Source organism: Taklimakanibacter deserti, assembly GCA_003574785.1.
Window position 1 is genome coordinate 106,853 of sequence record QORU01000021.1, and the last position, 13,883, is coordinate 120,735.

Sequence of the window (13,883 nt, forward strand, 5' to 3'; positions counted from 1 at the left end):
GGTGAGGGGTCATATGACATGGTCTAGGCCTTCGCTGGGAGCGGGGGTGAACAATGGACCTTGACTGGTTCGTTTCTGGTCTTAATCTGGTCTGGTGGCTCAGGATCAACCTTCAAGCGTCATCGTCCAAGAGCCGCATCGCTACAGCGCCGCGGCACGCCGGATCGAGGAGCACATCCGCGACGGCGGCATCGCCGCCGGATCGCGCATTCTGGGCGAGCGTGAATTGGCCAAGCTGCTCGGTGTGAGCCGGGTCACCTTGCGGCGCGCGCTCGGCGAGTTGAAGGAACGGGGAATCCTGGTCTCCGGTGAAGCGAAGGGATGGTTCGTCGCTCCCCCGAAAGTGGGCGAGCAGAACGTGCTGCGCAGTTTCACGGAAATGGCCGCCGCCCTCGGCCTCACCGCCGCTTCGCAGGTGATCCGCAAGGAGATTCGCCTGGCGAACCGCGAGGAGGCCGAAGCGCTTCAGCTTGTTGCCGGAGCGGAGCTGTTCGACGTCGAGCGGATACGCATCCTTGCCGGCGAGCCTGTCGGCATCGAGCACAGCCGGATACCTGTCCGGCGAGCGCCCGGACTGATGCGCGCCGATCTGGCGAAAGGTTCTCTCTACGCGGCGCTGCGCGAGGCGGGCGCAGGGCCCGCTGTCGCGGATTATGTGCTCTCGGCCACCTCCGCGACGAAGGAGCAGGCACGGCGTTTGCGGGTTCGGCCGGGGGTGGCGCTCCTCGCCTGCAGTGCGATAAGCCGCGACGTCAATGGTGTGCCGGTCGAGCTCAGCGAAACAGTCTTCAGAGGCGACCGCTACCGGTTTCAGACGACTCTCAAGGCCGAATTGCGATGACCACCGGATTTCTTGGCATCGATATTGGACTATCGGGGGCCCGCAGCGCGGTTCTCTCCCCGACCGGCAAGGTACTGGCGAGCGCTCGCCTTCCCCATGCGAGCGCTGATCCGACGCCTGAGGCCCTGGTGGAAGCGATGGATCGCGCCGTCCGGCTGGCGCTTCGCCAAAACCGCAAAGTGACTATCGCCGGAATAGCCGTTTGCGGCTTTGGTCCCGCTCCCATCCTTCTCGATCAGTCTCGGCGCATCATCGGCTATCTGCCGCTATTCTCACCCGCGAACGGCGAGGAGGATGACCTCGAAGGACGCTTGCGAGAGTATCGCCGCAAGGCGCCTGCGCGATTTTCGAAAGCCCGTTTCATCTGTGACGTCACCGGATATCTCGTCTCGCGTCTCGTGGGACACACCGTGATGGACAGGTTGACCGCCGCGGATTTCCGCAAAGCTTCGCTGCCCAAGCGCATTCGGTTGCCGGTCGAGGCGTCATCGCTCGACCATGCCGGTCCGCTCGATGCGGCGGCCGCCCGCCGCCTTGGCCTGCCGCAGGGCATTCCTGTGGCCTATGGCGCCTATGACAGTGCGGCCGACCTTGCCGCGCTGGGCTTCGGCGAGACGACGAGAGCGGCGATCGTCCTCGGCTCGACATTAGTGATGGGCATCCTGACGGCGCAACCGGTGCGGGATCGGAGCCTGCGCGCGGTGCCCCATCTGGGAGAAGGATGGTTTTCCGGCGGCTGGACCAATTGCGCCGGGTCGTCTCTCCTTCTCGCCGACCAATGGATGAAGCCCGGCCCCTCGGCCCGATCGGGATCGACGCCGCTGCTCCTGCCCTATTTTGCTGGCGAACGCGCGCCCATCTGGTCGTCACAGGCGACGGGTGTGATTGCCGGGCTGACGCCGCACACGACGCCTGAAGATTTGCGCAGCGCTTTTGTCCAGGGTGTCGCCCTCTCCGCGGCCGACATTGCGGAGCGCCTGGAAAAAGAGTTCGGCCGGATCCCGCGCTGGACGGTCGCGGGCGGCGGCACCCGCAACACTTCGCTGATGGTGGAATTGTCCGACGCCCTGGGCGCCCGCCTCGATGTGATCGCGGGCGCCGATGCGAGCCTTGGGCCGGCAATTCTCGCGGCCAGAAGCTGCGGCGTGACGATCCGCCTGCCTGTCGAACGGCATTATCGTCCGCGTCCCCGCCAGCACGGCGTCTATACGAAGAAGCTTCAGGCCTATCGGCGGCTCGGCGCCCTGTTGGCGCCGATGATGGGTGAAATCCGCCGCGTGACCGATGAAAGGAGAATTCCATCATGAGTGCCGGCATGCGCTCGGCCCGGCTCGTGGGCATCAGGCAGCTCGAGGTCGATCGCGTGCCGGTCCCTCGGCCCAAGGCGGGTGAGATACAAGTCAAGATCGAGGCCTGCGGCGTCTGCGCCACCGATTCACGCAAATATGAGATCGGCGTGAATGACGGCCATTATCCTTTCAACCCCGGACACGAATGGCTGGGCGAGGTATCCGAGGTGGGCTCGGGCGTCACCGGCTTCAAGGCGGGCGACAGGGTCTATGGCGACACCTATGGCGGCTACGCCGACTATGCCACCATTCCGGTCATGCCCGTCGACTGGTCGCGCGGGCCCATGCTTCTGCCGCGATCCCTCGATGTGCGCCGCGCGATCTTCATCGAGCCTCTGGCCGACTGCATTCATGCGGTGCGCGACCAGGCCCGGCTCCTGTCGGGCGGAAAACTGGTGGTCATCGCCGCGGGCGTGATGGGCCTCAAGATCATCGCCGATGCCGCGCGCATGGGCTGCGAGGTGCTGGCGGTCGAGCCTTTGGCGGAGCGCCGATCGGTGGCGCTCACGTTCGGTGCTGCTGCCGTCTCGTCTCCGGACAGCTGGATCGACGACGTCAAATCATGGACCGGTGGGGAGGGCGCCGATGCGGTCATTCTCACCATCGGCAACCCCGATCTCGTGATGCCCGCGATCCGCGCCGCGCGGCCCGGCGGACGCGTCGTGCTGTTCGCGGGCTTCGGCAACCGGCGGGAGGCCGTCATTGATCTCAACGACATCCACTATCGCGAGATCGAATTGATCGGCAGCGAATGGATCGGAACGCCGCCCAACCAGAGACGGCATCGTTACGACGAAGCCTTGCAGTTCCTCATGGATCCGCATGTGCCTTTTGAGAGCCTCGTGACATCGACCTGCGGTTTTGCAACATTGGAGAAGGCCTTGCGGACGCGACAGAATTTTACCGGACTGAAGATCATGTTCACGCCGGAGCCCGAGACATGACGCGGCCGGATTGCCTGAGCGATGACGGCCGGACCGTCATCATCGCCATCGATCATTCGCTTTATTCGTGGCCCTGCCCCGGTCTCGAAGACCGCAAGGCCATCATCGCCGCGGCGCGTGCTACGGGGTCGATGCGATGATCGCAAGCTATGGGACAATACGCGATTTCCGCTCCGCCTTCGGTCCCGTTAAACCCATCCTCAAGCTCGATCTGACGTCGCTGACGCTGGGCGGCCAGTATCCGCTGACTGAATATGTCATGGCCTATGATCTCGATGATGCGGAGAGGCTCGGTGTCAAAACCGTTCTGAACTACATACAGCTTGGAGCTCCTTTCGAGCTCGAGGCCCTGCGCCAGTCGGCGCGTCTTGCCGCAAAATGCGACGCACGCGGCTTCACCTATCTCTGCGAGATCATGCCGGTCGAAAGCGCCATGTATCCCACGCCTGAGGCGCCGGAAGCTATCGCTGCCGCCTGCCGGACCGGCCAGGAGCTCGGCGCCCATGTGATCAAGACGACCATGCCCGTCCCGGGGGAAGGGATCGCAAGCGCGGTGGCGGCCTGCGATATTCCGGTCGTGCTCGCGGGCGGAGCGCCGGCGAAGGACGGCCGAGCCTATGACGCTTCCATAGCCAGGGCATTGGCGAGCGGAATTGCCGGTGTTGCCATCGGTCGCAATGCCTGGGGCGCTTCCGACCCGGCGCAGGCGATGCAACGCTTCTGCCGGCTGGTTCACGCAACCCAAGAGACAGGGGAGGATGCCGCATGACGCCGCCTCGCGATGGGCAGGACCTGGCTGGCCGGGTCGCCATTGTGACCGGCGCCTCGAGCGGCATCGGCGAAGCGACGGCCATGGCGCTTGCCCGTCGCGGGGCCAAAGTCCTGGCCACGGGCCGAGATCAGCGGCGTTTGGAGGCTGTCGCGCAAAAGCATGCCGGCATAGCCTTCTGCGCCGCAGATCTTGGCGAGCCCACATCGACTGAAACCGTGTTCGCCGCGGCCCGGCGCCTCGGCGTTCCGACCATTCTCATTTGTTCGGCCGGGCTCCCGGGCTACATCGACCAGCCGATCGCTGTGCAATCCTATGAGGCGTGGCGTCAGACGATGCGGGTCAATCTCGATTCTCCGTTTCTCATGTCGAAGGCCATTGCGCCGTCGATCGAGGCCGAAGGCTGGGGCCGCATCGTCTATGTGAGCTCGACCGCCGGCGAAGTCGGAGCACCCTCCATGGCCCCCTATTGCGCCTCGAAGCACGGCCTGATCGGGCTGATGCGTTCGGTCGCCTGGGATATCGGCGCCTACAACGCCACCGCGAACGCCGTTTGCCCGGGCTGGGTGCGCACCGAAATGGCCGAGCGCAATGCCCTGCAGGATGCCGAGCGCCGGGGATTGAGCGTGGACGAGGTCTGGCGGCAGCGCGCAATGTCCTATCCGCGCAAGAGCGTGCTCACAGCCGATGAAGTCGCCCGGACGATCTCCTTTCTTGCGAGCGACGCCGCCCAAGGCATAAATGGCGAGGCCATAACTGTTGCTCTGGGAGGCATGTGGTGACGCCAACTCCCGCCGTCGAATGTCGGGGTGTCTGGAAGGTCTTCGGGGCCGCGGCCGCTTCAGCCTTGGCGGCGATGCGGCAAACGGATGCCGGCAAGGACGAGATCAAGGAGAAGTTCGGCAGCGTCGTCGCCGTCGCCGATGCGACTTTCTCCGTCCGCCCGGGCGAGATCTTCTGCATCATGGGCCTGTCGGGCAGCGGCAAATCCACGCTGCTTCGCCACATCAATGGCCTGGTGCGACCGACGGCCGGCGAGGTCCTGATCGACGGCGAGGATATCGCAAAACTTTCCACCTCGGGCTTGCGCGATCTGAGAGCCCGCAAGATCGGCATGGTTTTCCAGAATTTCGCGCTGCTGCCGCACCGCAGCGTGCTGGAGAATGTCGCCTTCGGCCTGGAGCTCAGGGATGTTCCGGAAGCGCAACGCCAGGCCAGGGCGCGCGAGGTCCTGGATGCCGTGCAGCTCGAGGCTTGGGCAGGCTCTTCGATCGGTGAACTTTCCGGAGGCATGCAGCAGCGGGTCGGCCTCGCCAGGGCACTCGCCGGCGATCCGGACATTCTGCTCATGGACGAACCCTTCGGCGCGCTCGACCCCTTGATCCGCCGCGAGCTGCAGGACCAGTTTCTTGGCCTATGCAGAGGGTTGCGCAAAACCTCGATCTTCATCACCCATGATCTCGACGAAGCGATGCGCATAGGCTCGCGCATCGCCATCATGCGCGATGGCCGGCTGCTCCAGACCGGCGCCCCTCATGAAATCATCATGGCGCCGGCAGACTCGCATGTCGCAGCCTTTGTGCGCGATGTCTCGTCAAGGGATACGCTGAATGCCGGGCATGTCATGTCGCCGCTCTTGCCGACGGAACGCGCCGAGATCGCAATCAGGGCGGGCGTCAGGCCGGATACGCTTTTGTCGGAAACGGCGCGGATGGCGGCACGGGAGACAGGCGATCTTCCGGTGCGCGACGGCGATGGCATGATCATCGGCGTCGTCCGCATCCCCGATATGCTCGCGGCACTGGCTGGACGGGGAGCCCGTCCAGATGAATCTGGATCTCACCTCGAGCGTCGTACCGAAGACAAACAGATAGAGAGCCGAGGCCGTACCGTCAGGACGCTCGGCGCTCCGGCCTGGTCCATGCTGGCCCTCCTGTTGGCGGCGGCCGTCTGGTGGACGACATCGCTCGAGCTTCCGTCATGGTTGAGCGGCTTTCCGGTGCCCCAGGGCCTCGACATCGGAGCCGCAGAGATCATCGATGCCGCGGTCGGCTGGATGAAGCGCGAATGGGTCGGTTTCTTCGACGTCTTCACCTACATTCTGCGCGCCATATTGAACATTGTCGAAGCCGCGATGGTCTCGACCCCCTGGCCGCTGACGGCCGGGCTCGCGGTCATTCTCGCTTGGCGGCTTTCAGGCCTGGCTGCGGCGGCTTTTACCGCTTCATGCCTCGCTTATCTCGGTCTCTTCGGTTTCTGGGAAAAAAGCATGTCGACGCTGGCGCTGGTCGCGTCGGCGGTGCTGATCTGCGTTCTCTTCGGCCTTCCGCTCGGTATTCTCTGCGCCAAGAGTGTCAGGTCCAAGCGCCTGCTCGAGCCCGTGATGGATGTGATGCAGACGCTGCCGACCTTCGTCTATCTCATTCCGGCTGTCGCCTTCTTCTCGATCGGCAAGCCGCCGGGCGTGATCGCCACGGTCATCTTCGCGCTTCCCTCCATGGTTCGCCTGACCGCGCTTGGCATCGAGCAGGTTCCGGCGACGGTGCGCGAGGCAGCCGATGCCTTCGGCGCCCGTCCGCTCCAGAAGCTTATGAAGGTCGAGCTTCCCTTGGCGCTCCCCTCCATCCGGCTTGGCATCAACCAGACGATCATGATGTCGCTTTCGATGGTGGTGGTGGCCGCGATGATCGGCGCCGGCGGCCTGGGCCTTGATGTCATCCGATCTCTGCAGCATTTGAAGACCGGCCAGGGATTCCTCGCGGGTCTCGCAATCGTTTTGTGCGCCATGGCGCTTGACCGCATGGTGCGCGGAAAACCGCGCGGTGAAACAACCGGCGGGAAATAACGTGTTGGACGATCAAGGAGGAAAGACATGTTGAAGTATCTGAGAATGACCGGCATCGCGGCAATCTCGCTCGCGACATTCACCGCCTTTGCCGAAGCCAAGACCAAGGTGACGATCGGCGAGCTCGATTGGCCGGGATCGAGAGCCATCGAGCAAGTCCTGAAGCAGGTCATGGAAACCTATCTCGATGCCGATGTCGGGACGATCGCGGCAGCGCAGGAAGCGCTCTACGAGGCGCTCGACAAGGGCGACGGCACCGTCGACATCGTGGCCGACATGTGGACCGACCATCTGCCGCAGCAGATGAAGAACTATGTGCTGCCCGGAGGCCGCCAGACCATCATCCTGAACGACACGCCCTATCTGGGCACGGAAGGCATATTCGTGCCGACCTATGTGGTGGAAGAGCATGGCGTGAAGGCGCTGGCCGATCTCGCCAAGCCTGAAGCCGCCAAGCTTTTCGATACCGACGGCAATGGCAAGGGCGAGTTGTGGGCGGGAGCCGTGGGCTGGGAGTCGACCAACCACACCCAGGTGCGCGGCAAGACCGATGGCTTCGACAAGACGATGGAATACACGACGGTCGAGCAGGCCGTCTTTCTCGCCCAGCTCAAGGATGCCTATGAAAACAAGAAGCCGATCGTATTCTACTATTGGACGCCGGAATGGATCTTCGCGGCCTACAAGCTGAGCAAGCTCGAAGAACCGGAGTTCAACGGCTATACCACCGAGGGCGCCAAGGGCAGCGAACGCTACAATGAGAAGGGCTGCTATACTTTCTATCAGCCTCAGGAGCGCAACGACTGGCTGGAAGCTTCCAAGATTTCCTGCGGCCAGCCGCCGACCCGCGTGAACATCGCCCATTCCAAGGCATTCGCCGAACGCGCGCCGAAGGTTTCCCAGTTCCTCAAGCAGGTCAAGCTTGATGCGGACGTGGTCAACGAGTGGATCCTCGCCATGGAGGTCGAGAAGAAGCCGGTGGAGGAGGTCGCCAAGGCCTGGATCGCCGCCAACAAGGCGACCATCGAAGGCGAATGGCTCAAGGGCACCCAATAGGACAGGCAACGGTCTCCCTGCGCCGGAATATTCGGCATCCAGCCTGAAACCTTTTTTGGGCAGCGTCCGTATTCCACTTTTCAGGCGTCCGTGCCGGGTGGCAATTGTGACAGTAAAAAAAACCCGGAGCTTGGGGCTCCGGGCCGGGACGACCGCGACCGGGGGCATTAAGACCGCTCGCCCCTACGGACAGTTGGCAAGGCGCTAGCTGCCCGCAGGGGCAAGCCTTATGCAGAACCCAGGCGCCTGTCACCGTGAAGCAGGTTCAGGTTTGGAGACACCAGATACGGGATAATTGCGGGGATTTCCGCAGGCGCAATCAGTCGGCAGTGAGCGATTTCAAGTAGTTAGCCGGGAAATCGGCTCCTCGCAAGGCCACCCGCCTGCCGGATGCTCAGGGTTTCAGGCGGCCCCTCCTCATCTCCGGGAACGGCGCGGCTCCAGTGTGAGATTGAAGGAGGCCTAAGGCTTTTCGGCTCTGCATCAGGCTGTTTCTGTGCTTTGCTACGGCATGGCCGCTCACGAAGAGCTCAACTCTCGCATAGCCAGCCTGCGAAAGCGTATCGAGCACGCCGAAGCCGAAATCATTGCCCAGAATGAAGTCATCGCTGCTGTGGAGCTGAGCGGGCGGGACTCCCGAGAAGCGAGGGCTGTCCGAGCACAGCTGTGGCTCTCTCAGGAAACCGATCGAGCCGAGCTCAAGCGGTTGCTCGAAGAAGACCTGGCCGTGGTGTCGCTGGACAGGGAGCCTGATCGGATGCCAAAGGGATATTGGGTTGTGTTCGCTGACGTGAGCGATCCGGAAGGATACAAGGCCTATGTCGCGGAGAACGCCAAGGCGTTCCGCAAGTATGGCGGTCACTTTCTGGTGCGCGGTGGACCTGCTGAAGCAGCCGAAGGCAGACCCCGTTCACGCGTCGTGGTTATTGAATTCCCATCCTATGAGGCGGCGCGCGAATGCTATCACTCGCTCGAATATGCGAAGGCGATGGCCCTGCGCCAGGGCAAGTCGGTCATGGATCTGGCAATAGTCCAGGGTTACGAAGGGCCGCAGCCGGCATAGAGTGAGGATGTCAGTGGAATTGAACACGCCCACCACTCCTGTTCTTACCGGTTATCCTGGCCGCGGATCGTCCCTCGACGCGCCCGTGTTGGAACTCGATCAGGTCTCAATCAATTTCGGCGGCGTCCACGCGCTGGACAAGCTTTCGCTGCGGCTCAATGCGGGCGAGATCCGTGGGCTAATCGGGCCGAACGGTTCGGGCAAGTCCACGGCCTTCAACGTCATCACGGGGCTATATCGTCCGAGCGGTGGCGATATCCGTGTCGCCGGTCGCTCGATCCTCGGCCTGCGAGCGGATCAGGTCGCCAGCCGCGGCGTGGCGCGCACGTTCCAGACATTGCGGCTGTTTCAGGCCATGAGCGTCATCGAGAACGTCATGCTCGGAACGCACCTCGGCGCTGAGCCACCGTCGCCGGCGTCGATTCTGCTCGGTCTGCCGGATTCTCGGCGCTTCGAGGCGGAGGTGCGCCGGCGGAGCATGGACGCGCTCGATGCTCTGCAAATCGCCGACTATGCCCACGATATGGCCGGCAATTTGCCCTATGGCGTCCAGAAGCGGATCGACCTGGCGCGTAGCCTGGTCGCCAATCCATCGCTGTTGCTGCTTGACGAGCCTGCGGCTGGACTGACCGGCGCCGAGAGCCATCAACTGATGGAACTGATCAGGGCGCTGCATGCCGAGCGCGGGTTCAGCCTGCTGCTGGTCGAGCACGACATGCAGTTCGTCACCGACCTGTGCGAGCGCATCACAGTCATCGATTTCGGCAAATTGCTGGTCGAAGGCTCGCCTGCGGAAATACGCGACAATCGCGATGTCGTGGTGGCGTATTTGGGCACCGGTCAATTGAGTGCAAGCGCGCGAGCGGCGGAAGGCACCACAGCGCAGCCACTCGTGCTCGAGGTCAAGGACATCGCCGTGCGCTATGGCGTGGTGCCGGCGCTCGCAAACGTTTCATTGAACATCGCGGCCGGTGGGATAACCACGATCATCGGCGCGAACGGCGCCGGCAAGACGACCTTGCTGTCGACCGTCAGCGGCATCGTCGCGGCTCATCAAGGGCAGCTATTGTACCGCGGCAACGACGTCACCCGGCTGTCATGCGAGCAACGGGTGGCGCAGGGCATCGTCATGTGCCCTGAAGGGCGCCGGTTGTTCCCCGAAATGACCGTGCAGGAGAATCTGCTACTGGGTGCCTACAAAGTTACGGACAAGACGGCGATCAATGAAGGTCTGGACCGGGTTTATGCGTTGTTTCCACGCGTTGCCGAACGGCGCAAGCAACTGGCCGGCACCCTGTCCGGCGGCGAACAGCAAATGGTCGCGATCGGTCGCGCCTTGATGGCCGCACCGACGCTCCTGCTGCTCGACGAGCCGTCGCTCGGCCTGGCGCCCAACCTGGTCGAACTGATCTTCGAGACGATCGCAGAGATCCGCAAGCTCGGCTGCTCCATCATGCTGGTGGAGCAGAATGCCGCCATGGCTCTCGAAGTGGCCGACTTCGGTTACGTGCTGGATACCGGCAAGGTGACCCTCTCGGGTCCCGCTAGCCACCTCAAGGAACGTCACGACGTGATCGAAGCATATCTAGGATAGTGCCGATGACCCCATTCAGCGAATTTCTGCAACATATGGCCAACGGCCTGGTCCTTGGATTCCTGTATGCCCTCGTGGGGATCGGGCTCAGCATGGTCTATGGAATCCTGCGCATGATCAACTTCGCCCATGGCGAGATTCTGATGGTCGGCGTGTTTCTGGCCTTGCCGGTTTCGGCGATGGGGGCGCCGGCTTGGGTGGTCCTGCTCAGTGGGCTTGCCGGCGCCACGCTCATGGGCTTCCTCGTCCAATGGGCAGTCTACAGACCGCTGCTGAAATCGCCGGAGGTCACACTGCTGGTGGCGTCGCTGGGCGTGTCGCTCTTGCTGCAAAATCTCGTGTTGATGCTGACCTCGCCGCAGCCGAAGCGGCCTGCCCCGGCGCCGTTTCTGGACCAGCCGTTCCGGCTGGGCGAAATCGTGCTGCGCAATGTGGACCTTGCGATCGTCGTCGTTGCCCTCGCGGCGACCCTCGCGACGCACTTGTTCCTCAAGCACACGCGTCATGGTCGTGCGCTACGAGCGCTGGCCCAGGACATGAGCGCGGCGCGCATGATGGGTGTGAATGTGCCGTTCATGGTGATGATCTGCTTCCTGATCGGGTCCGCTCTCGCGGGCATTGCCGGTGTTCTGATCGGCTACAAATACGGTCATCTCACGCCCCTTTCCGGCTTCCTACCGGGGCTCAAGGGCTTTGTGGCGGCGGTGATCGGCGGCATCGGGTCGTTCCCCGGTGCTGTCGTCGGTGGCCTCATCCTGGGCCTGCTGGAGACATTCCTGGTTGGCTACCTGCCGGATGCTTTGGCGCAATATCGCGACGCGTACGTCTTTCTGGTGTTGATTCTCGTACTGCTGGTGAAGCCGAGCGGGCTGTTCGGCAAGGCCGAGACGGTGAAGGTGTAGAGCCCGATGAGCCGTACGACGTCCCTGACGTTGATCGCCCTGTTTCTGTTCGCGCTCGCCGTCTGGGCCGCGGAGGCTGGGCTCAATCCGTTCTATCTGCAGATTCTCGGTTTGCTGGGAATCAACATCATTGCCACGGTCAGCCTCAACTTCGCGGCCGGCTTCGGTGGCATGTTTTCGCTTGGGCACCCGGCCTTCATGGCGCTTGGTGGTTACACTGCAGCCATCCTCACCTATCCGGTGGCCATGAAGAGCGCGCGCATTCCCGGCTATCCTGACTGGCTTCTACAGTTGCAGATGCCATTCCTGCCGGCTCTGCTGATCGGCGGCCTGGTGGCCTCCGTCGCGGCCATCCTCGTGGGCTGGCCCGTCTTGCGGCTGCGCGGACATTATCTTGCCGTGGCGACGCTGGGCCTGACGGTGATCGTTCAGGTCGCAATCGTGAATCTGGTCGATTATACGCGCGGCGCCTTGGGACTTTCCGGCATCCCCCGTCTTTCCAACTTGTGGTGGATCGGTGGCTTCCTGGTGTTGACGATCTTTGTCGTCTACCGTCTCGTCCATTCCAGGTTCGGGCGCGCTTTGCGCGCGGTGCGCGACGACTACGTGGCGGCGCAGATGTCGGGCGTGAATGTCGCACGCACGCGCCTGATCGGATTCACGATAGCCGCGTTCTTCGCCGGCATCGCCGGCGGGCTGCTCGGCCATCTGCTGCGCATCCTGACACCCGGCCAATTCTCGTTTAACGCGGTCTTTCTCGGCGTGGCGATGATGATCCTGGGCGGCATGGGCAGCATCACCGGCAGCATTGTCGGCGCCGTGATCCTGACCATCCTGCCGCAATTCATCATACCACTGGAGCGCGGCGGGAGCGTCCTCGGCATCGAGATCCCGGCGCTCAACGGATTGACGCAGATTGTGACGGCGCTCATTCTGATCGGGGTAATGCTGGTCAGACCCGGCGGGCTCGCCGGCGCGAAGGAATTTTCGTGGCGGACCATCTTCGATCTGCCGCGAACTGGGAGACGACGCAGCTCAAGGCAAGGTGGCGCCAGCGTCGATGTCTGAACGAAAAGCCACGTGAAAAGGGAAGGATGCGAAACAATGAAACGACGAACGTTCCTGGTCGCTACCACGGCGACCGTCGGCACGGCATGGTTCGCGAAGTTTGCCGGTGCGGCCGACACAATCAAGCTCGGATCGATCTACAGCCTGACCGGTTCCTACGCCACGATCGAGGATCCGGCACTCAAGGGTGCCAAGCTGGCAATCAAGCAGGTCAATGACGGCGGCGGCGTCAAGGGGCAGAAAATCGAGCTTATTCAGTATGACGGCAAGAGTACGCTGGCGGACATCGCCAACGCGGCCCAGCGTTTGGTCCATGAAGATAAGGTCATCGCGATCGTCGGCGTTTGCGATTCGGGATTCTATCTGGCGAGCGCGCCGATCGCACAGGATGCCGGCATTCCTTATCTTGATACCGGCGGCACTGTGCCTAACCTGCCCGAGCAGATTGGCGAGTTTGCGCATATGATGCCGTTCGGCGACGACTATCAGGCCTATGTCGCGGCGGAATTCGCCATGAAGGATCTGGGCGCCAAGACCGCTTTCCTCCTTCGCGACGGCGATACCGACTACACACGCGCCATCGCGCAGTTTTTCAAAGAGCGATTCCAGAGGGATGGCGGCAAGATCATCGAGGAAAGCAGCTACCACACCGGCGATACGGATTATTCCAGCCACATCACGAAGATCCGCGGCACCAATCCGGCGCCGGATATCATCTATGCGGCGATGAATCCGGGCGACGACGCCACCTTCGTCCGCCAAGCTCGCGAAGCCGGCGTCAAGATCCCGATCATCGGGGGAGATGCCTTCGACAATGCGGATCTCGTCAAGAACGCGGGCGCCAACAACACCGTCGACGTCTATTTTACGACGCATATGGCGATGAGTAAGGACAATCCCCTGGTCGCCAAATTTATCGACGCATACCAGGCCGAGTACGGTATTCCACCGGAAAACGCCTTTGCCGGCCTCGGCTACGATTCGGTCAACTTGATGGTCGAGGCGATGAACAAGGCGACTGATCTGAGTTCGAAGGCGATCAATGACGCCATCTTCACCATCACCAGCTTCGCCGGCGTAACTGGGAATGCAGACTTCTCGAACAAGTCTCGCGCACCGGACAAGGAGGTGACCATCATCACCGTCAAGGACGGCAAGTTCGTACCGATGGGCAACCGCAAGCCGGCGGCCTAAATGACAGGTTGGGCTTTCAAGCCTATCACTGTGCCTGACAACGTCGCTTAGGCCGGCAAGTTCACGACGGCGGATGTTGATCGCGTGGTGAGACGCGGCTCGTTCGGACGACCGGCGCAGGCGGTCGGCACGGTTGAGCGCGTACATGGCATGCATGTTTTTCTAGTCTCCCGTGAACTATTCCCAACTCGTTGATTGAATTGATTGATCTTTGCCGTTCTGGGTTTCTATTTTGCCGGGAAGTGTTGAACCGAGACC

13 protein-coding genes are annotated in these 13,883 nt (G+C 62.6%); all 13 read left to right on the forward strand.

What is annotated here, in order from left to right; genetic code table 11:
* Window positions 1–94 precede the first annotated feature (94 nt).
* The 13 genes from DS839_RS32490 to DS839_RS32545 all read left to right on the forward strand — a co-directional run bounded on the left by DS839_RS32490 (window position 95) and on the right by DS839_RS32545 (window position 13,625).
* Complete coding sequence (locus tag DS839_RS32490; RefSeq protein WP_119274700.1) at window positions 95–841, forward strand: GntR family transcriptional regulator; 747 nt, start codon at window positions 95–97, stop codon at window positions 839–841.
* The gene (locus DS839_RS32495) at window positions 838–2,148 is read left to right on the forward strand and encodes a xylulokinase (protein WP_119274701.1); all 1,311 of its coding nucleotides are present in this window, start codon (window positions 838–840) and stop codon (window positions 2,146–2,148) included. Before DS839_RS32490 ends, DS839_RS32495 begins: the two co-directional genes overlap by 4 nt.
* A complete protein-coding gene (locus DS839_RS32500) occupies window positions 2,145–3,134 on the forward strand; it encodes a zinc-dependent alcohol dehydrogenase (RefSeq protein ID WP_119274702.1) in 990 nt (329 codons plus the stop codon). Before DS839_RS32495 ends, DS839_RS32500 begins: the two co-directional genes overlap by 4 nt.
* Window positions 3,131–3,274: a hypothetical protein gene (locus DS839_RS36745; protein ID WP_162918954.1), complete on the forward strand. Its 144-nt coding sequence runs from the start codon at window positions 3,131–3,133 to the stop codon at window positions 3,272–3,274. Before DS839_RS32500 ends, DS839_RS36745 begins: the two co-directional genes overlap by 4 nt.
* Window positions 3,271–3,903, forward strand: a complete 633-nt coding sequence (locus DS839_RS32505; RefSeq protein WP_119274703.1) for a class I fructose-bisphosphate aldolase — start codon at window positions 3,271–3,273, stop codon at window positions 3,901–3,903. Before DS839_RS36745 ends, DS839_RS32505 begins: the two co-directional genes overlap by 4 nt.
* Window positions 3,900–4,685 carry an SDR family NAD(P)-dependent oxidoreductase gene (locus DS839_RS32510; RefSeq protein ID WP_119274704.1) on the forward strand — a complete coding sequence of 262 codons (786 nt, stop codon included), beginning with the start codon at window positions 3,900–3,902 and terminating at the stop codon, window positions 4,683–4,685. The genes DS839_RS32505 and DS839_RS32510 overlap by 4 nt, the downstream gene beginning before the upstream one ends.
* Entirely contained in the window at window positions 4,682–6,748 is a 2,067-nt protein-coding gene (locus DS839_RS32515; protein ID WP_368912050.1) for a betaine/proline/choline family ABC transporter ATP-binding protein, read from the forward strand. The genes DS839_RS32510 and DS839_RS32515 overlap by 4 nt, the downstream gene beginning before the upstream one ends.
* A 27-nt stretch (window positions 6,749–6,775) precedes the next feature.
* Window positions 6,776–7,804: an ABC transporter substrate-binding protein gene (locus DS839_RS32520; protein WP_119274705.1), complete on the forward strand. Its 1,029-nt coding sequence runs from the start codon at window positions 6,776–6,778 to the stop codon at window positions 7,802–7,804.
* Window positions 7,805–8,315: 511 nt separating this feature from the next.
* Window positions 8,316–8,867, forward strand: coding sequence for a DUF1330 domain-containing protein (locus tag DS839_RS37090; RefSeq protein ID WP_368912051.1), 552 nt, complete (start codon window positions 8,316–8,318; stop codon window positions 8,865–8,867).
* Window positions 8,868–8,886: 19 nt separating this feature from the next.
* On the forward strand, window positions 8,887–10,461 hold the full coding sequence (locus DS839_RS32530; protein ID WP_162918955.1) for an ATP-binding cassette domain-containing protein: 1,575 nt from the start codon (window positions 8,887–8,889) through the stop codon (window positions 10,459–10,461).
* 5 nt (window positions 10,462–10,466) lie between these two features.
* Window positions 10,467–11,363 carry a branched-chain amino acid ABC transporter permease gene (locus DS839_RS32535; protein ID WP_119274707.1) on the forward strand — a complete coding sequence of 299 codons (897 nt, stop codon included), beginning with the start codon at window positions 10,467–10,469 and terminating at the stop codon, window positions 11,361–11,363.
* 6 nt (window positions 11,364–11,369) lie between these two features.
* Window positions 11,370–12,431, forward strand: coding sequence for a branched-chain amino acid ABC transporter permease (locus DS839_RS32540; protein ID WP_119274708.1), 1,062 nt, complete (start codon window positions 11,370–11,372; stop codon window positions 12,429–12,431).
* A 36-nt stretch (window positions 12,432–12,467) separates the two neighbouring features.
* Window positions 12,468–13,625: an ABC transporter substrate-binding protein gene (locus DS839_RS32545; RefSeq protein WP_119274709.1), complete on the forward strand. Its 1,158-nt coding sequence runs from the start codon at window positions 12,468–12,470 to the stop codon at window positions 13,623–13,625.
* Window positions 13,626–13,883 lie beyond the last annotated feature (258 nt).

Coding starts and splice junctions, on each gene's coding strand:
- DS839_RS32495 (WP_119274701.1), top strand. CDS start 838: ATGACCACCGGATTTCTTGGCATCGATATTGGACTATCGGGGGCCCGC.
- DS839_RS32500 (WP_119274702.1), top strand. CDS start 2,145: ATGAGTGCCGGCATGCGCTCGGCCCGGCTCGTGGGCATCAGGCAGCTC.
- DS839_RS36745 (WP_162918954.1), top strand. CDS start 3,131: ATGACGCGGCCGGATTGCCTGAGCGATGACGGCCGGACCGTCATCATC.
- DS839_RS32505 (WP_119274703.1), top strand. CDS start 3,271: ATGATCGCAAGCTATGGGACAATACGCGATTTCCGCTCCGCCTTCGGT.
- DS839_RS32510 (WP_119274704.1), top strand. CDS start 3,900: ATGACGCCGCCTCGCGATGGGCAGGACCTGGCTGGCCGGGTCGCCATT.
- DS839_RS32520 (WP_119274705.1), top strand. CDS start 6,776: ATGTTGAAGTATCTGAGAATGACCGGCATCGCGGCAATCTCGCTCGCG.
- DS839_RS37090 (WP_368912051.1), top strand. CDS start 8,316: ATGGCCGCTCACGAAGAGCTCAACTCTCGCATAGCCAGCCTGCGAAAG.
- DS839_RS32535 (WP_119274707.1), top strand. CDS start 10,467: ATGACCCCATTCAGCGAATTTCTGCAACATATGGCCAACGGCCTGGTC.
- DS839_RS32540 (WP_119274708.1), top strand. CDS start 11,370: ATGAGCCGTACGACGTCCCTGACGTTGATCGCCCTGTTTCTGTTCGCG.
- DS839_RS32545 (WP_119274709.1), top strand. CDS start 12,468: ATGAAACGACGAACGTTCCTGGTCGCTACCACGGCGACCGTCGGCACG.